The sequence below is a fragment of the Micromonospora sp. RL09-050-HVF-A genome, assembly GCF_019374995.1.
Taxonomy (GTDB): domain Bacteria; phylum Actinomycetota; class Actinomycetes; order Mycobacteriales; family Micromonosporaceae; genus Micromonospora; species Micromonospora antibiotica.
In genome coordinates this window covers 2,206,621-2,227,212 of sequence record NZ_JAGKQP010000002.1, presented here as the reverse complement: position 1 = coordinate 2,227,212, position 20,592 = coordinate 2,206,621, and the positions used below count along the sequence as shown (strand labels likewise).

The 20,592-nt window shown below is 73.8% G+C and carries 11 protein-coding genes, 1 tRNA gene and 2 pseudogenes; 4 read left to right on the top strand and 10 right to left on the bottom strand.

What is annotated here, in order from left to right:
• Position 1 precedes the first annotated feature (1 nt).
• Positions 2–811 carry an SDR family oxidoreductase gene (locus J7462_RS09475; protein ID WP_219463587.1) on the top strand — a complete coding sequence of 270 codons (810 nt, stop codon included), beginning with the start codon at positions 2–4 and terminating at the stop codon, positions 809–811.
• Positions 812–986: 175 nt separating this feature from the next.
• Here J7462_RS09475 and J7462_RS09470 read toward each other — a convergent pair whose 3' ends face one another.
• From J7462_RS09470 to J7462_RS33230, 6 genes and pseudogenes are all read right to left on the bottom strand, one after another.
• Entirely contained in the window at positions 987–3,347 is a 2,361-nt protein-coding gene (locus J7462_RS09470) for a DUF3488 and transglutaminase-like domain-containing protein (protein ID WP_374197510.1), read from the bottom strand.
• Positions 3,323–4,506: pseudogene (locus tag J7462_RS09465) on the bottom strand (DUF58 domain-containing protein). Before J7462_RS09465 ends, J7462_RS09470 begins: the two are co-directional and overlap by 25 nt.
• A gap of 11 nt (positions 4,507–4,517) precedes the next feature.
• On the bottom strand, positions 4,518–5,516 hold the full coding sequence (locus J7462_RS09460; RefSeq protein WP_219463583.1) for a MoxR family ATPase: 999 nt from the start codon (positions 5,514–5,516) through the stop codon (positions 4,518–4,520).
• Positions 5,517–5,551: 35 nt separating this feature from the next.
• A complete protein-coding gene (locus J7462_RS09455) occupies positions 5,552–8,176 on the bottom strand; it encodes a fibronectin type III domain-containing protein (protein ID WP_219463581.1) in 2,625 nt (874 codons plus the stop codon).
• Between the two features lie 184 nt (positions 8,177–8,360).
• On the bottom strand, positions 8,361–8,960 hold the full coding sequence (locus J7462_RS33235) for a fibronectin type III domain-containing protein (protein ID WP_219463580.1): 600 nt from the start codon (positions 8,958–8,960) through the stop codon (positions 8,361–8,363).
• A gap of 2,302 nt (positions 8,961–11,262) precedes the next feature.
• Positions 11,263–11,484 (bottom strand): annotated as a pseudogene (locus J7462_RS33230) (tetratricopeptide repeat protein); the annotation flags it as partial.
• A gap of 209 nt (positions 11,485–11,693) precedes the next feature.
• Between J7462_RS33230 and J7462_RS09440 the strand changes: the two are divergent.
• A tRNA-Leu gene (locus J7462_RS09440) sits at positions 11,694–11,777 on the top strand.
• Positions 11,778–11,779: 2 nt separating this feature from the next.
• On the opposite strand, the gene J7462_RS09435 is transcribed toward J7462_RS09440, so the two are convergent.
• Entirely contained in the window at positions 11,780–13,222 is a 1,443-nt protein-coding gene (locus J7462_RS09435; protein WP_219463578.1) for a recombinase family protein, read from the bottom strand.
• A 479-nt stretch (positions 13,223–13,701) separates the two neighbouring features.
• Here J7462_RS09435 and J7462_RS09430 point away from each other — a divergent pair, with 479 nt between their 5' ends.
• Both J7462_RS09430 and J7462_RS09425 read left to right on the top strand, forming a co-directional pair.
• Complete coding sequence (locus J7462_RS09430; protein WP_219463576.1) at positions 13,702–14,847, top strand: exonuclease SbcCD subunit D; 1,146 nt, start codon at positions 13,702–13,704, stop codon at positions 14,845–14,847.
• Positions 14,847–17,894: an AAA family ATPase gene (locus J7462_RS09425; RefSeq protein WP_219463574.1), complete on the top strand. Its 3,048-nt coding sequence runs from the start codon at positions 14,847–14,849 to the stop codon at positions 17,892–17,894. Before J7462_RS09430 ends, J7462_RS09425 begins: the two co-directional genes overlap by 1 nt.
• A 204-nt stretch (positions 17,895–18,098) precedes the next feature.
• Here the strand turns inward: J7462_RS09425 and J7462_RS32050 are convergent, their stop codons facing one another.
• The 3 genes from J7462_RS32050 to J7462_RS09410 are packed head-to-tail and all read right to left on the bottom strand — an operon-like array spanning position 18,099 to position 20,257.
• On the bottom strand, positions 18,099–18,992 hold the full coding sequence (locus J7462_RS32050; RefSeq protein ID WP_255597653.1) for a hypothetical protein: 894 nt from the start codon (positions 18,990–18,992) through the stop codon (positions 18,099–18,101).
• A 9-nt stretch (positions 18,993–19,001) separates the two neighbouring features.
• Complete coding sequence (locus tag J7462_RS09415; protein WP_219463571.1) at positions 19,002–19,553, bottom strand: hypothetical protein; 552 nt, start codon at positions 19,551–19,553, stop codon at positions 19,002–19,004.
• Complete coding sequence (locus J7462_RS09410) at positions 19,550–20,257, bottom strand: hypothetical protein (protein WP_219463568.1); 708 nt, start codon at positions 20,255–20,257, stop codon at positions 19,550–19,552. Before J7462_RS09410 ends, J7462_RS09415 begins: the two co-directional genes overlap by 4 nt.
• Between the last annotated feature and the right edge of the window lie 335 nt (positions 20,258–20,592).

Sequence of the window (20,592 nt, the reverse complement as noted above, 5' to 3'; positions counted from 1 at the left end):
GATGAACCTGACCGACCGGGTGGTGGTGATCACCGGGGGAGCGGGGGGCATCGGCGCGGCGCTGGCCCGCCGCTTCGCCGCCGAAGGGGCCGCCGCCGTCGTCCTGGCCGATCTCGACGCCCGCGCGACCGCCGCCGTCGCCGAGGCGGTCGGCCCGGTCGCCCGGGGGGTCGCCGTCGACGCCGCCGACGAGGGCCAGGTCCGCGACCTGGTCGCCGACACCGAGCGACGGTACGGCCGGATCGACCTGTTCTGCGCCAACGCGGGCGTGGCCACCGGCGCCGGCATCGACGCCCCCGACGACGACTGGGACCGCGCCTGGCGGGTCAACGTGCTCGCCCACGTGTACGCCGCCCGCGCCGTGCTGCCCGGCATGCTGGCCCGGGGCGGCGGCCACCTGCTGCACACCTGCTCGGCAGCCGGGGTGCTCACGGCGGTCGGCGACGCCCCGTACACGGCCACCAAACACGCGGCGGTCGGGCTGGCCGAGTGGTTGGCGGTCACCTACCGGGACCAGGGCATCCGGGTCAGCGCCCTGTGCCCGCAGGGGGTGGACACCCCGATGCTCGCCGACGGGCTGGCCACCGGCCACCTGGCCGCCCGGGTGATCGCCGCCTCCGGCCCGGTGCTCACCCCCGACCAGGTCGCCGACGCGGCGGTCGCCGGGCTCGCCGAGGAACGCTTCCTCATCCTGCCCCACCCCGAGGTCGCCGGGTACGCGCTGCGCCGCGCCGAGGACCCGGACGGCTGGCAGGCGGGCCTGCGTAAACTGGTCCGCCGGCTGCGGGCCGCCGGCCCACCACCGGCGTAGCCGGCCCCGGCCCACCACCGGCGTAGCCGGCCCCGGCCCACCACGATCCGGTCCGGGCTGCCGGGGTCCGGTTCCGCGTCGCCAGGGTCCGGCCCACGGTCGAGGTGGTCCCGTCCCGCCACCGTCCGGTCCGGCGGGCCTCACCGTGCCCCGGTCTCCCGGGGCAGGGAACCGGTCAGCGGGGCCAGCGCAGGGGACCGGGATGTGCCGACCACAGCAACCGCCGCCAGCGGGGCCGGGCCGCCCGCAGCGCCGCCGCGTACCCCACGGCGACGTCCCGGGCCCGGTCGGCCTGGGCGTCGGTCAGCGTGCCCGGCGCGAAGGCCGCCTGGTTGAGCAGCCCGGCGAGTTCCGCCAACCCCACCGGGTCCGCACCGGGGTCACCGGTGCCGGCACCCCCGGCAGGGCGGGAACCCTCGGCCCGGCCGGTGTCCTCGGCGAGGGCGCGGCGGGCCCGGTCGGCGACCTCGGTGGCGGAGAGGTCCCCGCCGACCGGCCGTCCCGACAGTCGCAGCGCGTCGGTGGTGTGCCGCCACGCGCCGCCCACCCGGGTCCCCGGGTCGCCCCGGCCCAACCGGGCCCGGGTCTGCGCCCGGCGGCACCCGACCAGCCCGGCGAGGACCAGCCCCGCCAGCAGCAACCCACCGGTGCCGAACCCCACCAGCAGCGGCGTCGGCCCGCCGCGCTCCCCGGTGCTCCGGCCCGGCGCGGTCGCCGCCGGTGGGGTGGCCGGTGGGGTGGCCGGTGGGGTCGCGGTCGGCTCGGGCACCTCCGACGGCGGCGGGCTCGGCGGGGCCGGCCGGAAGTCGTCCTCCACCGGCCGGGGCGCGGTGTCCGGGCGGGGCCGGGGGTCGAACGGCACCCACCCCACCCCGGCGAAGAGCACCTCCGGCCAGGCGTACGCGTCGGCGGCCCGCACCGGTCCGTCACCCCGGGCGGTGAACCCCACCACCACCCGGGTCGGCAGGCCGGTCAACCGGCCCAGCACCGCGAAGGCGGCGGCGAACTGCTCGGAGGTGCCCCGCTGGCCGCCGCCACCGCGCGGCCCGAACAGGAAGAACTCCAGGTTCGGGTACGCGTGCCCGCTCGGCGCGTCCGCCACCAGCCGGTAGTGCTCGGCGAGGAACTGCTCCACCGCCGCCGCCCGCGCGTACGGGGCGCCGTTCTCCTCGGCCAGGTGGGTGGCGAGCCGGCGCAACCGTTCCGGCGTCCCGTCGGGCACCCGCAGCACCCGGGCCACCTGCGCCCCGGCCGGTACGTCGGCGGTGGCGAGCAGGTTCACGTCCAGCCGTTCCCGCGCCGAGGTGACCGTGTACCTCAACCCCGGGGTCAGCCCCTCCGGCCGGATCAACGTGCCGCTCTGCGGGTCGTACGCCACCCGGGCCCCGTCGACAGTGCGGGGGGTGGCCACCGCGGGCAGCAGCCGGCCGGTCAACCCGGCCACGGTGATCTCCTGCCGGACGGTGTCCGCCGCCTGCGGGTCACCGCCGGGCAGGACCCGACCGGCGGTGCGGTAGGTCGCCCCGACCCGCCAGGTCACCCCGTCGTAGTCGCTGAGCACGGCCAGCCGGATCGTGGTCGGCCCCTCGCCCGGGGCCCGGGTCGACACGTCCAGCAGCTTCTGCTGCGGCTCCAACGCCCAGCCGGAGATCCGGATCAGCGGGTTCTCGTCCAGCGACTCCACCCGGGGCGGTGGCACGTAGCGGCGCGGGTCGACCGGCCGGTCGTCGATCCGGCCGGCGAGGGCCGGCCCGAGCAGCGCGGCGGACCCGACCACCACCGCCACCCCGGCGGCGGCGACCACCGTCGCCCGGGCCCGCACCGGGCCGCGTACGGCCGGCGGCAGCCCGGCGGCCGGGTCGCCTCCCGGCGTGCGGCCGGCGGCCAGGGCGAGCGCGACCAGCCCGGCGAAGACCACCGACGACCCGACCGCCGGTTCCGCGTTCGGGCCGACGACGTAGACGGCCCCGGCGTACAGCGCGGTGGCCGGGAGGAAACCGAGCAGCACCCGACCGGCCCGCAGCGCCACCTCGGCACCGGCCAGCCCGGCCAACCAGGCGGCGACCACCGGCACCAGCACCGTGTCCGGGGCCGGTTCGACCGGGATCATCGCGGTGAGCAGCCGGGGCACCGCGTTGGCGGCGGCGTCGGCGGTCACGTCGAGGAATCCGCCCGGCAGGTCGGCGTGTGCGGCGGCGAGCCGCACCGACCAGGCCGTCGCGCCGAGCATGGCGGCCACCGACAGCGGCGCCACCTGCCAGGACGGCAACCGGCGGGCGGCCACGCTGACCAGCACCGCCGCCAGGGCCGCGCCGCTCACCAGCCGGGTCAGCAGGTCACCGGCGTACACCCGGTCGAGTGCCACGCCGGCCAGGCCGATGGCGGCGACGAGCGTCACCGGCACCACGGCCGCCCGCAGCACCCGGGCGACGGCCCGGCCCGGCCCACCGCCGGCCGGGCCACCCGCCCGCGCCCGGTCCGGTCGGGCGGCGTCGGGCCGCTCGGTCACCGTCACCATCGGCCGGTCGCGTCCCACGCGGCGGCGAACGCCGCGCCGTCGACCGCGTCGAGCACCACCGGCCCGGCCGCCGTCGGCGTCGGCCCGGCCGCCCCCAACACCCCCACCAGCACCGACGGGTACGCCCCGCGCAGCGCGCCCACCCGGCCGACGTCGTCGCGGCCCCCGGGGCCGGTGAGGAAGACCAGCGTGTCGCCCGGCCGGTCGGCGCGCAGCCGGGTCAGGGTGGCGTCCAACGCCGCACCGTCGCGGTCACCCGTCGTCGCGCCGTCGGGCCCCGGCCCGAGGGGTCGGTCAGGGTCACCGCGGCCAGCCGGTCCAGCGGCGGGTCAGCCGTCCGGTCGTCGGCCGGGTCCACCAGCAGCAGCACCACCGGCAGGTCCTGGCGGAACGCGGCCACCACCAGCGACGCCGCCGCCTCGCAGGCCGCCTCGAACGACCCGGCCACCCCGCCGACCCGGTCCGGGTGGGCGGCCGACCGGTTGTCCAACAGCACCACGATCCGGGGCAGCGACGTGTCCACGTTCTCCCGCACCATCAGCTCACCCACCCGGGCGCTGGTCCGCCAGTGCACCCGGCGCAACTCGTCGCCGACCACGTACTCCCGCAGCGAGTCGAAGGTGATCGACCCGTGCGGCACCCCGTCCACCCGGCCGTCCAGGCTGCGCCCCGCCCCGGTCGGCACCGCCGTCAACGGGTGCACCCGGGGATGCACCCGGACCACCGCCGTCGGCCCGTACGCGCGGGTCGCGGCGGACAGGCCCAGCGGGTCGCGGCGGGTCACCCGCAGCGGCCCCACCGGCAGCACCCCGCGTCGACGGGTCGGCACGTCGTACCCGAGGCCGGTGTCCCGGCCGGGACGCAGCCGCACCACCGGCACCGGCACCGGCCGGCCCGCGCACCGGTCCTCGGCCAGCAGGCTGCCCACCCGCAGCCGCCCGGCGTTGCGGACGGTCAGGGCCATCCGCGCCGGCTCACCCACCGCCACCCGGTCCGGGTCGGCGGTGCGGGACACCACCAGCCGGGGGGTGCGGGCCGCCACCAGCACCGCCTGCCCGACCGCCACCGCGCCCGCCGCCCCCAGCACGGCCAGCTCCGGGTACGCGAACCGCAACCCCGCGCCGAGCAACGCGGTCGCGGCGACGAGCAGCCCGGTACCCCGGGCGGTGAGCCCCACGCCCGGCCCGCTCAGCCGTGCGTCGGGGTCGACTGGCCCGACGGCAGCGGCACCGGCACCGACGCCACCGCATGACGCAGCACGTCGGCGGCGGTCACCCCGCGCACCTGCGCGTCGGCGGTGAGCAGCAGCCGGTGGGCGAAGACCGGCTCGACGAGCGCCTTCAGGTCCTCCGGCATGATCCACCCCCGGCCGTCGATCAGCGCGTACGCGCACGCCGCCCGGGTCAACGCGATCACCCCCCGGGGGCTGACCCCCACCCGTACCTGCGGGTGCTGGCGGGTCGCCGTGGCCAGCCGGACGGCGTACCCGTAGAGGGGTTCGGCGATGTGCACCCGGCGGGCCATCCGGACCATCTCCCCGACGGTCGCCGTGTCGGTGACCGGTTGCAGCGAGTCGGGGGAGCGGACCGTCGCCCCGCGCAGCACCTCCACCTCCACCGCCTCGTCGGGGTACCCCACCGACAGCTTCACCAGGAACCGGTCCAGCTGGGCCTCGGGCAGCCGGTACGTGCCGTCCATCTCCACCGGGTTCTGGGTGGCGACCACCAGGAACGGCTGCGGCACCGGGTGCCGGACCCCGTCCACCGTGACCGTCCGTTCCTCCATCACCTCCAGCAGCGCCGACTGGGTCTTGGGGGAGGCCCGGTTGATCTCGTCGGCGATGACGATGTTGGCGAACACCGGCCCCGGATGGAACTCGAACCCTCGGGTGGCCTGGTTGAAGATCGTCACCCCGGAGACGTCCGAGGGCAGCAGGTCCGGGGTGAACTGGATGCGCCGCCACTGGCCCTGCACCGTCGCCGCCACCGCCCGCGCCAGGGTGGTCTTGCCCACCCCCGGCACGTCCTCCAGCAGCACGTGCCCCTGGGCGAACAGTGCGGTCAACGCCAACCGCACCACCTCCGGCTTGCCCAGCACGACCGCGTTGACGTTCTCCGCCAGCCGGGCGGCCAGGGCGGCGAAACCCTGGACCTCCGGCTGGCTGAGCGGTGCGGGGGTGTCGTTCACGACGGCGGGATGCTCCTCGGCTGCGGCGACGCTGGTCAACAGGTGGGCAGCACGGCGATGTCGTCACCGCCGGCCAGGTTGAGCCAGGCCCAGGGGATGTAGTTGCGGCCCTGGTAGTCGACCCGGACCCACCAGGTGGACTGCTTCTGGTCGTTGTAGATCCAGGAGTCGACGTTCTCGCCCTGCCGCCGACAGTACGCCCGCAGCCGGGTGCCCGGCTTCGCCCAACCGACCTGTTCGTCGTTGTCCTGCCGGGGCACCGAGAAGACCTCGTTGCCGTTGCGACCGTCCACATCGCGGTCGCAGTAGGTGCGTTGGTCGCCGTCCGGCCCGTTGACGCAGGTCGCCACCCCGTAGAGCGGGTCGGTGCCCTGCGCCCGGGTAGCCGTGCCCCGGCCGGCGGCGTTGCTGGCCGTGACCGTCACCGTGTACGCCGTACCCGGGGTCAGGCCGGTCACCCGCAGGCTGGCGCAGCTGCCCGTGGCGCTCTTCCCCCCGGTGGCGGCGGTGCAGGTCGGCTCCCCACCACCGGCGTCCACGGTGAACGTCACCGTCACCGACGTCGCCTCCGCCGAGGACCCGGTCACCGTCACCCGGGGCACCGCCACCGTCCGCGCGGTCGCGGTGGCCTCCGGCCCCGGGCCGGCCTCGTTGACCGCCTTCACCCGGACCATCACGTTCTGCCCGTCGTCCAGCCCGCTGACCGTCGTGGCGGTGTCGGTCACCTCGCTGGTCCGCCCGCCCACGTCGACCTGGTAGCGGCTCACCGGCCGGCCGTTCGCCGCCGCCGGGGACCACCGCACCGCGATCGTGCCCGGCCGGTCGGCCACCGTGGCCGCCCGCAGGTCCACCGGCTGCCCCGGAGCGGCGAACGGCACCACAGTGGCACTGATCGGGGAGGCCGCCGAGGCGGCACCCCGGTCGTTGACCGAGGTCACCGTGAACGCGTACTGCGTGCCGTACGTCAACTCGCCGGCCGGCACCACCAGCTCCGTACGGCGCGACTCGCCGACCGGGGCGCTCGCGCCGGCCGAGGTCGCGGTGACCACGTACCGGGCGATGCGGTTGCCCTGCCCGTCGGCGGCCGGCCACCGCACCAGCACGGTCCCGTCGGCGCGGGCCTGCGCGGTGACCTCGGCCGGCGGGGCGGGCACCGCCGACGTCGGGGTCACCGGGTTGCTGCGCCGGGCGGGGCCGTCGCCCTTCGCGTTCACCGCGTGCACCGAGAACGTGTACGTCGCGCCGTTGGTCAGTTCGGTGATCTCCACGGCCCGCTGGTTCGCCCCCACCTCGTGACGTTGGCCGGCGCCCTCCACCACGTACCGCAGGACGGCCGCACCGTTCGCGGCGGCCGGTCGCCAGGCGACCCGGGCCCGCGCGTCACCGGCGGTGGCGGTGACCTGCCGGGGCGCACCGGGCTTGCCCACCCGGGGTTTCGGCGGCGGAGGCGGCGGGGGCGGGTCCGGCGGCGGGTCCCCGCCCAGCACGTCGTTGGCGTACTTGTCGACGGTGCGCACCCGGTGCGCGTCGTCGACCACCCGGGCGGTGGCCGCACCGGGGGCGTTGATGAACAGGTGGTTCTCCCGCACCTCCAGCTCCCACGGGCCGGCGGCCCGGCCGGGGCGGATGGTCTCCACCAGCCGCCCGTCGCCGTCGAAGGCGTAGACCGCGCCGGTGACCCCGTCGGCGCAGTAGAACCGGCCCGCCCAGGCGACGGCCGGCCCGACCCGGTCGCCGCTGCCCGGCACGACGAACCGGGTGACCACCCGGCCGTCACCGACCGCGAGCACCCGCCGGTCACCGCCGATCGTCACCGGCACCACCGGGCCGCTGGTCCGCGCCGGCACCGCGCCACCCGCGGCGTCCCCGAGCACGGTACGCCGGGTCTGCCCGGCCCGGACCGTCACCAACGTGCCGGTGGTCCGATCCAGCACCGCCACCCCGTCGTCCAGCGTGGACAGGGCCAACTCGTGGTGCGGTTCGGCCACCGGACGGGTCTCCACCCGCTGCGGACCCCGACCGTCGGCCGCCCCCGACACCGGGCCGGACGGCAGCGCGGCGGGGGTGACCGCCGAGACGGTGCCCTCCGTCGGCACCGCGATCCACAGCCGGCCCCGACCGTCGAACGCGCCGGCCGTGATGCCCGGCGGAAAGAGCACCGGCTCACCCACCGGCACCAGCGAACGGGGGTCGAGCTGGCGCACCACCCCCCGCACCGCGTCCACCACGAACGCGGCGTCGTCGTGCAGCACCACGTTGACCCCGAGACCCGGCGTGGTGGGGGTGGTCGCGGTGATTTGGAGGGTGGCCAGGTCGAGCGCGCTGACCTGACCGGTCTCCAGGTCCCGCAGGATCAGCAACCGGTCGGTCTGGGTGACCTGCACCTGATGCTGCCGGGCCCCGGGGACCTCCTTGCGGGTGTCCACCCTGGCGGTGATCCCGTTGACCCGGGCCAACTCGCCGCGGGTGCTGCTCCACAACCAACTGCTGGCGTCGAAGCTGGCCAACGCGTCCTCGGCGGCACCCCGGCCGAGCAGGGTGAGCCCCAACGCCGCCACCAACGCGGTCACCGTACCGACCGTGACCAGCCCGCCGCGTAACCGGGAACGTCGGCGGGACGTGCCGGCGTCGGCGCTCGGGGCGTCGTCGATGCTGGCCACAGCGGGCTGCCCTCCGTCCGGTGGCCCGGGGCGGCGTGCCGGGTGCCGGACGCCCGCGCCTGAACCGTGGGCCATCATAGGGGCCACTCCGGGACGACGAAACCCGTACCGTTCCGATTCGGACACCCAGCGTTCCGGGATGCCGGGGCGACGTGCCGTCGCGGTGCCGGTCGCCGTCGACCGGTCAGCCGCTCGGCGACGGTCGGACCCGGTCGGTGCAGACCTGACCGGAGGTGGCGAACGCGTCCGTCGAGTAGACCGCCAGCACCGTGAAGCAGTAGTTCACCTCGGCGTTCAGCCCGTTGACCGTGAAGCTGGTCTGTCCGGGGTCGACGGTGGCCATCACCCCGAGCGCCCGACCGGTGCGTCCACCCGCGACCATGAACGGCACCGACCCGTTGCTCGGATCGGACCAGGTGACCGTGATGGTGGCGGCGTCGTCGCGCAACTTCAGGTCGGCCGGGGGCGGCCCCGCCGTCTCCCGGGGCGCGGTGCCGGTCGACCGCTGCGGCCCGTCCGCGTGCCGGCTCAGGGTCACCGCCCCGATCGTGCCTCCGACGGCGAGCACCACCACCCCGACCACCACGGCCACCGTCCGGCCCCGCCGGCGCGGGCGTCCGTCCCGTGTCGGGTACGACGGCGTCAGCTCCGGATAACCCGTCTCCTCCACCTCCGGCGGTACGCCCCGGCCGGTGCCACGTCCACCGTCGTACCCGGCTGACGAACCGGAGCCGGTCGGTGAACCCGGCTGTGCCGGTGCCTGCGGCCCGGACTGCGGGACCACCTGCCGCGTCGGCTCGGGGGCGGCCGGTGGCCTGAGTTCCTGCGCACTGTCCGCTGCCGGTGGGGATGCCGGTGCCGGTGGTGGCGCTGGCGGTGGTGGCGGTGCCGCTGGTGGCGGTGATGGTGATGCCGGTGGCGGTGGCGGTTCGAAGCCCCGCCCGGTTGCCGGTGCCGACGGTGCGCCGGGGGTTGGTCCCGTGTCCGGTGGCTGTACGGCGGTCCGTGCCGTCGTCGGTGGCGGCTGGGGAGCCTGCTCGGTCATCGGAGCCAGCGGTAGGGTGATCGACCGCCCCGATGCCACGTCGCCCCACGTCGGGCCGTCGGCGGGGGCATCGTCGTCCTCGTCTGGTCCGCCGAGACCTGCGGGGTGCCCGGCGGTCGAGGCCGGGACGGGTGTGCCCCCGGCGGAGCCCCGCGAATCGGGGGCATCGGCCGGGACGGCATCCCGCCCGGCCCGCGGTGGCGGCGGTACCACTGCCGGCGGGGTGACCATGGCCGGCGGCGGTGCGGCTGCGGGTGGGGGCGACGCGGGACCTGGTGCCGTCCGTGGTGGTACCGGTGGTGAGGAGTGCGCCGACGACGGTGGGGACGCCGGTGGGAAATCCGCAGGAGAGGGCACGGTCGCTGTCGGCGGTGGCTGGGCTGCGAAGCCGGACCCTGCCGTGGACGCCGGACCTGTGGTGTGGTCGACGGCTGGGGTGGGTGCCGGGTCGGGTGGGGTGGCGGAGGCAGGCCCGCGTGCCGTGTCGTCGGCTGCGGTTGCCGCCGGGGCCTGGCCGGGGCCGCTGTGCGGTTCCGCCAGCAGAGGCCCGATCTGCTGGACCCGTACCGTCGGACGGTCCCAACCCGGCGCGGGCGGGGTCGCGGCGGCGCCCGGTGCGGGTGGAGCTGCCGGAGTCGCCACCGAGTCGGCTGCCGCCACCGGGTCGGCTGCCGCCACCGGGTCGGCTGCCGCCACCGGGTCGGCTGCCGCCACCGGGTCGGCTGCCGCCACCGGGTCGGCTGCCGCCACCGGGTCGGCTGCCGCGGCGGAGCCGGGTGCCGCGGCCGGGTTCGCCACCGGTGCGTGGGCGGGTGCAGAGCCCGACGTGGTGCGGTCCCCGGTCGGGGCTGGCCCGGGCCGCTGCTCCGTGGGGCGACGGGACATGGAGACGTCGACGGGCCCGGTCGGCTGTTCCGGTGTGCCGGCCGATGGCCCGCTGGGCGGCTCGGCCCGGGTGGGCGGCTCGGCGACGGGGAGGGGGCGTACCGACCCGGCGATGGTGGGCACGGGTGCAAGCGCGGTCGGCTGGCCGTGCCGGATGGGTGCCCCGGCCGGTGCCCCGGTCGGCTGGCCGGGGTCGGTGGGCGGCCCGGCGGGGATGGGGACCGGCTGCCCGTGGTGGGCCGGTGGACCGGGTGGCACCGTGGCCGGCGGCCCGGGGTGCGGTACGGACAGGGGAGCAGCCGGCTGGGTGGGCTCTCCCGGCGGGACCGGTGACGACGGGTGGGGCGGCTGCTGGAGGCGCGGGGGTGCCCAGGGCGACGTCGGCGGCGCACCACCGGAGACCGGATCGGGGGACGACGCATGCCGTCGCGGTGGTGCCGCCTCCGCGATGGCGTCCGGCCCCGGGTGGGCGGCGGGTGGCGGGCCCGGCGGTGCCGCCGGTGGCCCCGACTGCGGTGCGGGGGAGGCCGGGTGCAGCCGGGGGGCGGGGAGGCCGGGTGGGGCCGGGGGGCGGGGAGGCCGGGTGGGGCCGGGGTGCGCCGGGCCGGTGGGTGGGCTGGACCCCGTACATCTGCCGGGGCAGTGGCACCCGGGGCTCGGTGTCCGGGGCGGGTCCCGGCCGTGGTGCCGTCGGGCGTACCGGCTGGCCGGCAGGGGCGGGCTGGCCCGAGGAGGGTGCTGGTCCAGCCGGGGCCGGTGGGCCCGGGGCGGCGGGGGTGGGGGGCGCGGAGACAGGATGGGGCGACGGTGGCGCAGACTCGGGCCGGGGCGTCGGGGTGGGCCGGTATCCCTGGTGGGGGGCCGCCGCCGGGGCGTACCCGGGAGGTGCCGATGGCGGAGCCGCCGGGGGGACGGCCGGTGGCGCGGGGGAGGGCGGCTGCGGTTGACCCCCAGGGATGCCGAGATACTGACGGGCGGTGCGTACGGCGGGATGCTGCTCGCCGAGCGCGGCGGGCCCGGCGGTGGCGACGCGGGTGTAGTTGCGGCGGGCCTCGTGCCGGTTGCCCAACTCCTCGGCGACCCCGGCCAGATCGAAGGCCAGGGCGAGCATCAACGGGTCGGCTGGACTCCACCGCCGCTCGCCGGCCGCGTAGGCCTCCTCCAACACCCGCCGGGCGGCGGCCGGTTCGTCGGCCTCCCGGTGCAACCTCGCGAGCAGGTGCGCGGTGCCCATGATCTCCGGGTGGTCCTCACCGTACGCGGGACGGGCCGAGGCGATCGCGTCGGTGAGTAGCCGGCGGGCCTCCGACAGGTCACCGGCGGAACGCAGGGCGAGGGCCCGGTGCTGGACTGCGGCGAGGGGTGAGGGTGCGGACACGCCAGCAATGCTGCCGTCTGAGCGGGTCCGGACGCTACCCACCCGCCACAGCCGCGTTCTGAGCTGCGATGATCCGGCTCCCGCCGGCGGGTCGGGCGGTGATGTGCATGATCCATACGGGCCGTGTACAGTAATGCCCCGTGCGGCCCGCCAGGGCGGCTGACCGGGGTGAAAGCCGCCGGGGCCGACGCGGTAGGCTGAACGAGCAGGTCCGGGTGGCGGAATGGCAGACGCGCTAGCTTGAGGTGCTAGTGCCCGTATAGGGCGTGGGGGTTCAAGTCCCCCCTCGGACACGTTAACCCCCACGGGTGGTCTTCGCGGGTAGTCGATGCGTTGTGGCCGCCTCGGAGATCTTTGTGATGGTCAGTGTCCCGCCGATCGCGCAGGTGATGTGGAGCTCGTGTTCGAGTAGCGCGTCGGTGACCGTGTGGGAGTCGGCGGCCGGGATGCCGATCCATTCGGCGAGTTGTGTGATCGCTTTGGCTTCGTGGATGTAGACGTTGAGCGGCCGGGGCGCGTCATCTGTTGAGGCGGTGCGGTGGCCGTGGCGGCAGCGGTAGGCGGCGTGCTTGTTGACCCAATGGGCGTCGAGGATCCGGCCGCATTCCTGGCAGCGGATCAGTCCGGTGAGCAGGTAGCGCCCGTTCGAGCCGTCGGCAGGTGCGGGCAGGGCGTTGGCCTGTTGGGCGGCGACGAAGTCGTGCTCGCTGACCAGCGGCGGATGCGCGAGGTCCCGGGAGATGACCCACTGCTGCATCAGGTTCCAGCGGCGTGCCTCTGACTGGCCGAGGAGATCATCGGCGGCGTCGAGCGGGCCGCGGTCGGTGTGCTGCCGGTTCCAGACCTGCCGTCCGGTGTAGCGAGGGTTAGCGAGGATCGCCGCCACCGTGCGTAGTGTCCATCCCGTGCCGCTGCGGTGCGGGTTGCGGCCGGGATCGACGCGGGACGGGCAGGGCACGTGCCGATCGTTGAGGTCGCGGGTGATCCCGGCGACGCTGCGGCCGGCGAGGCGCTGGGCGAACATCCACTGCGCATGCGGTGCCGTGGACGGGTCAGGTTCCAGCCGGTGGACCACGCGTCCCCATTTGGCGTGTGCCCGGTTCGGGTGCGGGCCCGCGTCGGCCAGCCGGTAGCCGTAGGGCGGTCGGCCACCGAGATGACGGCCCTGCTCGACCACCTGGGCGCGCATCGCCGCCTTGGCCCGAAACCGGGAGCGTTGGACCTCTCGTTTCGAGTGCACGCCGAGCAGGGCCAGCAGCGACAGGTGGAACTCGTTGCTGGCGTCGACCGGTCCGTTGAGCTCGGGCAGCCACAGCTGCACGCCGTACAGGTTGAACATCGGCGCGAGGTCGCGGAACTGGCTGCCGTAGAACGCTTGCTCGAACTCGCCCATGACCACCGCATCGAACCCCCGGCCAGGGTCCGCGAGAGCTGCCAGCAATCGCGCGGCTTGCGGGCGACGCGGCCAGGGCACCTGACGGGACTCGCCGACATCGAAGAACTCGGCCACGATCACGCCCCGGCCGTCGATCACCTCTTCGGCGAAGTCGCGTTGCCACCGCGCCGACGACAACCGGTCCTGGAACTCCCGCGTCGACATCCGGCCGTAGAACGCGAACCGGATACCCATCGGCTTTGGTGTTGCCTGGCGCCGCGTCCGAGGGCGGCTTCGCCGGGTCGGCTGCCGCATCCACCAGCCGAGCAGGTCAGGGCCGTCGAGTTCCGGCGTGTACTGCATCAGGACCTCCCACACCGAGGCCTACGGGCATCCCTCGACATGGAGGGACAACGATGCAGTGGTTTGTTGGACTCGGCCACTCACCACACCCGTTGGCGCGGAGGAGGGGTCGAGGCTATTACTCGCCTGGCGCGGTGCCAGTGTCGGCCGTGTATCGGTAGTCCTGCCTGAACTTGGTGGAGTCCTCTCTCCACCGAAGTGGGGGTAGCTCACCGCATGGTCTACACCGGACGCCCCTTCACCCGAGGTGTCCCCGCCGAAGTGTGAGACAGCGCGACCGGTCGGCTGTGGCGGTATGGCACGGGGCCCTCCAAGGCCAGTGGCGCCGATGGTGCCAAGAGGACCGCCCGCCGGTCCTTCGGCCATTCCATAGCAAAGGTTTCCCCTATGGACTGCCGGGACACACCCGATCTTCGTCCGGAAGTGTGGTCGGCTGGGGTGATGTGCTGCGGTCAATGGATGTTCTAGCGTCTCGGCTCGTGCGTTTTCTTCACACCTCGGACTGGCATCTGGGCCGTCATCTGCACGGCCTCAGCCTGCACGACGCGCATCAGGCGTTCATCGACCATCTCGTCGAGGTCGCTCGGAGCGAGCGGGTCTATGCGGTGCTCATCGCGGGTGATCTCTACGACCGGGCGGTGCCGCCGCCGGACGCGGTCGGTCTGTGGGATCAGGCGCAGACCCGGCTCGTGCTGGAGGCGGGGACCAAGGTGGTCGTCATCGCCGGGAACCATGATTCGCCGGCGCGGTTGGGTGTCAGTTCCCGGTTGCTGGAGCGGGCCGGTGTGCACGTGCGGGTGGGCACGGGTGCGGTGGGTACGCCGGTGCTGCTGGAAGACGAGGACGCGAGGGTCGCTTGCTACCCGGTGCCGTTCCTCGAACCGGCGTCGGTGGTTGCCTCCTGGGGGGTCGAGGATCGGAGTCACGCGGCGGCGCTGCGTGCCGCGATGGGTAGGGTTCGGTCGGATTTGGCCCTTCGTCCCGGCTATCGGTCCGTCGTCATGGCGCACGCCTTCGTGTCCGGCGGTCAGGGTTGTGACACTGAGCGGGACATCAGCGTGGGTGGAGTGCAGCATGTGCCCGGTGCGGTGTTCGAGGGCGTCGACTATGTGGCGTTGGGTCACTTGCACGGGCGTCAGCGTCTGGCCGACGGGTTGCGGTACAGCGGTTCACCGCTTGCCTTTAGCTTTTCCGAGGCCGCGCACGTCAAGTCGTCCTATCTGGTGGATTTTGGTGTCGATGGGCTGCGTGGTGTGGAGGAGGTTCCTGCTCCGGTGCCGAGGCGGATGGCCCGGCTCACCGGCACCGTGGAGGAATTGTTGAACAGCCCTGCCTACAGCGCGTATGAGCAGTGTTGGGTCGAGGCGACGTTGACCGATGCGGTGCGTCCGTTGTCGCCGCACGAGCGGCTCAAGCGTCGGTTCCCACATCTGCTGAAGCTCGTGGTGCCGAGCCTGGCCGTCGAGGTGGGCGGCCGGGATCTCGCCGATCTGGATCGGCTGTCACCGGTGGAGGTGGCGCTGGACTTCGTGACCGAGGTGCGTGGTCGGCCGGCGGACAACGACGAGGTCGCGCTGCTGCAGCGGACCTTCGACGAGCTGCGCCGGGTGGAGGTGACCCGCTGATGCGACTGCACCGGCTGACCATGACCGCCTTCGGGCCGTTTCCTCACACGGTGAGCGTGGACTTCGAGGCGCTCACGGCCGACGGCCTGTTCCTGATCCACGGGGACACCGGTGCGGGGAAGACGACGATCCTGGACGGGATCTGCTTCGCCCTGTACGGGTCCGTGCCCGGTTTCCGGGACGATGCCAAGTCGCTGCACTCGCAGCATGCCGCCGTTGGTGTCGGCCCCCGGGTCGAACTGGACGTCACCCTGACCAACCGACGGCTGTTGATCAGCCGCAGCCCGGAGTGGATGCGTCCCCGTAGGCGCGGCAGCGGGACCACCCGGCAACAGGCTCTTGTCGAGATCGTCGAACAGCTCCCGGACCGGATCGAGTTCGTCACCAGGGAGCACCGGGAAGCCGCCGACCTGATCAGGGCGGAGACCGGCCTTGACGTCCAGCAGTTCTGCCAGGTGGTCCTGCTGCCCCAGGGCGGGTTCGCCAGGTTCCTGCAGGCGTCTGCCGACGACCGGCAGGGGCTCCTGCGGCGCCTCTTCGACATCGAGATCTTCACTCGCGCCGAGGGATGGCTGGCGGAGCACCGGACGCAACTCGGCCAGCAGGAACGCGCGGCCCTCGGCACGATCCGCGACCTGACGCAGCGCTTCGCCGAGGTGGTCAAGGTCGAGGTGCCCGCCGATCTCGACAAGCCTGACACCTTGAGTGAGCTGGACGCCTGGGCCGCCGTGCACCGAAACCGGGCCGCTGACCTGGTGGAGGCCCTGGCCCAGAACATGGCCGTGGGTACGGCGGAGGAGCAGCGCCTCGACCAGGTTCGGCAGGCCGCCGCGACCCTCGCCAGGCAGCAACGGGAGTACCAGGCGGCGGTGCAGCAGCGCGATGAGCTGACGACACGCAAGCCGGAGCGTGACCGCTGGAAGCGCCAGCTCGACTCCGCCCGCGCGGCGGCGACGCTGAAGCCGTACCTCGACCAGGTCGACCGGCGGCACACCGACCTCGACCTGCTCCGCCGCACGACGATCGAACACCTCGCCTCGCTGCCCGCTGACGTGGCGGTGCTGCCGGACCGTATCGCGCTGACTGTCCCGGACGGCGGGGAGGCCGTCGACGTGGCCGGCCTCGACGTCAACGCGCTGACCCGGGCGGAACAGACCCGCACCACGCAGCTGCGTGCCGCCGAGGCCGCGATCGACAGCGAGGCGCGACGGACCACGCTGCGAGGGCAGCGGACGGCGGTCGGCAAGAAGCTCGAAGATCTGGCCGGCCGAAGCGAGAAGGTCAACGCCCGCCTGGTCGAGCTGCCGGTCGAGCATGCCGAGATCACTGGCCGGCGCGAGCAGGCCCTGGCGGTGGCCGCCGACCGGGAGGCCGCCGAGCTGCGGCTGGACGAGGCGCAGAAGCAAGCCAAGGCGTGCAAGCGCCGCGACGACCTCACCGCGCGGCTTGCGACCGCCGAGGAGGAACGGCGTACTGCCGTCGACCGCCACCAAGCCGCCGAGGCCCGGCACCTCGACGTACGGCAGCGTCGGCTGGCCGGCATGGCCGCGGAGCTCGCTGGTGAACTACGGCCCGGTCAGCCCTGCGGGGTCTGTGGCTCCCCGGAACACCCCGAACCCGCGCAGGCCGCCGCCGACGCCGTCTCCGCCGCCGACGAGGACCACGCCAAGACGGAGGCGGGCGAACTGCTCGACGAACGTCGCAGCGCCGAGGTCACCGTCGAGCGCATCAACGCCCAGCTCAACGAAGTCACCGAGACGGTCGGTGACCTGACCGCAGCCCATGCGAGGTCGACGGTCACCGAGGCACGCAAGGCGGTGCGGGCGGCGACCGAGGCGACGAAACTGGCCGACGAACTCGGCGCCCACCTGGAAACCCTCGACGTGATGCTGGCCGATCAGCACCGCGAGGCCGCCGACATCGGCCGCGACGAAGCGGTGGCGAACGCCCAGCAGGCCGCCCTGACCGCGCAGATCACCGAACTCGACGAGAGCATCGACGCCGTCCGCGGCCAGGACAAGACCCTGCGGGCGCGGGTGACCCGCCTGACCGGGGAACTCGCCGAGGTCAGGACCGCAGCGACCAACCTGGGGCAGTGGCTACAGGCAGGAAGGGAACTCGCCGACGCCCACCGGGAGGCGCAGCACCACCTGCACCTGTCGGAGTTCGCCGACACCGTGGCAGCGCGGGCCGCAGCCCTGACCGACCCCGAGATCGTCGACCTGCAGGAGCGTATCGACGCTTTCGACGGCGAGTACCACCAGGCCGCAGGACGAGCACAGGACCCCACCCTGCTCGCCGCCGCACACCAACCATCACCGGACGTTGAGGGCAGCGAACAGACCTACCAAGCCGCCCGACTGCGGGCCACCGAGCTGCACGCCCAGCATGGCCTCGCCGTCGAGCAACACGACCGGCTGAAGCAGCTGGGCCCGGATCTGGTCAACGCCCTCGCTCAGTGGAGACCCATCCGCGCCGAGTACGAGATCGCCAACCGCCTCGCCCAACTCGTCGAGGGCAAGAGCAGCGACAGCGGTACCCGGATGACCCTCTCCACCTATGTGCTGACCCACCGGTTCCGGCACGTCGTCACGGCGGCGAACACCCGACTCGGGCAGGTCACCCACAACCGCTACCTGCTGCGCCATGTCACCGAGTCGGACACCGGCCGCCGCGCCGGCCGCAATGGGCTCGGCTTGTCCGTCGTCGACGCCTGGACCGGCCAGGAACGCCGCCCGGCCACCCTCTCCGGCGGGGAAACCTTTCTGGTCTCGCTGTGCCTGGCGCTCGGCCTCAGCGACGTCGTCCTGGCTGAGGCTGGCGGCACCCAACTCGGCAGCCTCTTCGTCGACGAAGGCTTCGGGACTCTCGACCAAGAAGCACTCGACCAGGTACTCGACGCCCTCGACGGCCTGCGCTCAGGTGGCCGTACCGTCGGACTGGTCAGCCACGTCGCGGAACTACGTCGGCGGATTCCATCCCGCCTCTACGTCCGTAAGACAGCCACCGGCTCCACCGTGGCCGTCGAAACCCAAGCAATCGACTGAGGACACTTTGTCTACGCCTATTCCTCTCGGTCAAGCCCAGCTACCAGGGCTTTAACGACTCCGGTTGGTCAAGCCACTGCCACCAAACAACGATTGACCTGTAGGGGCCGGCAGTAGCCCCGCCGCCGGTGCTTGCCGGCGGCGTTGTCCTGTCCTGCGGCGGGCGGCACAAGCATCACACGGCGTTACCTCCGCGCGCGATGATCAGCAACCGGCCGTACCAGCCATTCCTACGGCGTGCTCAGCGAGGAGATCGGCGTAGATGTCGACGTCCACGGTGTCGTAGTGGCAGCGTTCGAGGAGCCGGTTGAGTCGCTGGGCGATCTCGTCCGAGGCGAGGTCGAGGCGTTCACACAGGTAACGGTGCGCGCCTACGAGCGGCTCGGCGATCTCCTGCGGTTCGGTGCGGGTGATGTGGTAGGCGTCGCGGAGATGCCCGGACAGGTCGTCCCAGACGAGGATGGCTTCCTCGACGAGGTCGAGCGCGGCGGGGGTTGCGGGGTGGGCGCAGAGGATCTCGACTTCGGCGGCCAGGCGCTCCCCCGTGGTTTCCACGTCGGAGATCTGCCACCTGCTGCCGGCGGTCACGGTCGACGCGTCCTCGACTGCGGTGCGGAAGTCGGCGAGGCCGGACGTGTCGGCGGCGTCGAGCATGCCGGCCCCGCCCAGCAGCAGGGTGGCGAAGAGGCGGTCCCGGGCCGCGTGCCCCGCCACCAGTTCGGCGAGTTGGTGGGGCGACAGCCGCTGCACGGCTCGAAGGTAGCGGGCGTGTTCGGGCACACCGGGAGCGGCGCCGGGCGGGGTGGCGGCGCCGGAGAAGGTGGCGCCTGCGTGGAACGCGGTCAACGCGGCCGCGACCGAGTGTGCGCACAGGTCGTCTCCGCTGATCCCGCAATCGCAGTCCCCGGTGAAGATCCCGTCGACGATGCCCACCCAGGGCTGGAAAGTGGCGTCGTGGTCGCGCACCAAGGCCTGGACACCGCCCCCGGCGGATCCCAACTCACCGACGTTGCCGTCGGCCAGCAGTCGCGCCGCAATCTCATCCACCACGGTGGGGATCGAATCACGAAAGGCCTCTACGTCGATGCGGACCGCCACAGGCACATCCTATCGGCTGGGCTGGAAGCGGGCGTCGTCGAGCTTGGCCAGGAACGTCGGCCGGCGGCGGTGTTCTGCGCGCAACGTCTCCAGGTACGCCTCGAAACAGGTGACCTCACCGGTGTCCACGTACGCCTCGCGCAGGTTGCGCAGCAGCGTGATCGCCCTGTCGTAGCGGCGTTTGTCGTAGGGGTCCAGCAGTTGGGCGTCGATGAGCGCCTGGTAGGGCTCGCACACCTCGGCCGGGTGGGTGCGCCGCCGCAACTCCACCAGTTCGACGCGCTGCTGGGTGGGAATCTCGTTCCAGCGCGTGAGCCCGGTGTGCCAGGCCTCGTCGTCACGACCGGCGAGGATCAGCACGTCGATCAGGTGGGGCAGATATCCCGCCTGCTCTGCGGCGCGTTCGCGTACCACCGTCAATGCCGCCTCGGTGTGCGCGGCGTCCCGGTCGGTGTCGGCCACCGTGGCCAGCAGTGACCGGAAGTTGTCGATCGTCGGTTGGACGTCGAACGCCGTCCGGCGCTCGGCCACCGCCGCCTCCGGTTCACCGGTCTCGATCAACAGCCAGACGAGCAGGTCCGTAGCGCCACAGCCTGATGCCCCGACGGGTGAGCGGCGAGTCCGCGTCGGGCCCAGCCGATCGCCTCGGCGGGGCGCTGCGCCTGCGCCAACACCGTGACGATCCGCCCGTACTGGTCGGCGCTGACCAGATGCTCCGCCAGGACCTGTACGTGGCGGTCGGTGTCGCCGGAGACCTCAGCGATCTGCTCCCGCAGGTACCGCACCGCCCACTGCCGATGCCAGCCATCGGGCTCGTTCCCGGCGGCGGCACGCTCGTCGACCAACCGGGCGACCTCAGCGAGGCCCTTCGGCCCCAGCGCCGGCGCCCACTCGCGCAGCACCACGTCCGGCCAGCCCGGGCCGTCACACACCAGCTTCACCAGCCACGCCGCCAACCCTGCCGGCCGCGGCAGCGCGGCCCGACACGCCCGGGCGTAGACCTCCATCAGGTACGCGAGGTCGTTGCCGAGCACGCCCGAGGAGCTGTCCATGTACATCAGGGCGCTCGTCATCCGATCGACCGCCTTGCGCAGCACCGGCACCGCGACCGACGCCTCACCCACGTCGATCAACTCCTCGCAGCGGTCGGCGACCTCCCGCACCGTACGCGAGTAGGCGTCCCGGCCCGAGTACGGATCACGGCGACGATCCCGCCGCAACCGATCCACCAGCACCGTCAACTCGCTGTCGCCCTGCACCCCCACCGGTACATCACACCAGACACGCAGGCCACCCGGTGGGCCAAGCGACCCGACACGTCCGCGAGGCCAAGCGACCTGCCACCGATCACCGTCGAGACGACCTTCCTGGTTTCAGAGCGGGCTCGGGCCGAGGAACTCGCCCTGTCGTCCGAGGGCCGAGGTGGGGGATGAGGACGGTATCGACGTCGCGGGTGTAGTGGAAGCGAGTGGTGGGGCGGATCTTGGTGCGGTTGTCGAGCCAGTACCGCAGCCACCGCTCGACCGTCCAGCCCTGTGCCGTCCGGTCCGCCTTCGTGGCGGTCAACCATTCGTCGCGGGCGTGGCGGGTTCCTCGCCGA

What these genes read in the sequence shown, in the direction of transcription:
- J7462_RS09475 (WP_219463587.1), top strand. Translation starts at nt 2, where the DNA reads ATGAACCTGACCGACCGGGTGGTGGTGATCACCGGGGGAGCGGGGGGC.
- J7462_RS09435 (WP_219463578.1), bottom strand. Translation starts at nt 13,222, where the DNA reads ATGCAGTACACGCCGGAACTCGACGGCCCTGACCTGCTCGGCTGGTGG.
- J7462_RS09425 (WP_219463574.1), top strand. Translation starts at nt 14,847, where the DNA reads ATGCGACTGCACCGGCTGACCATGACCGCCTTCGGGCCGTTTCCTCAC.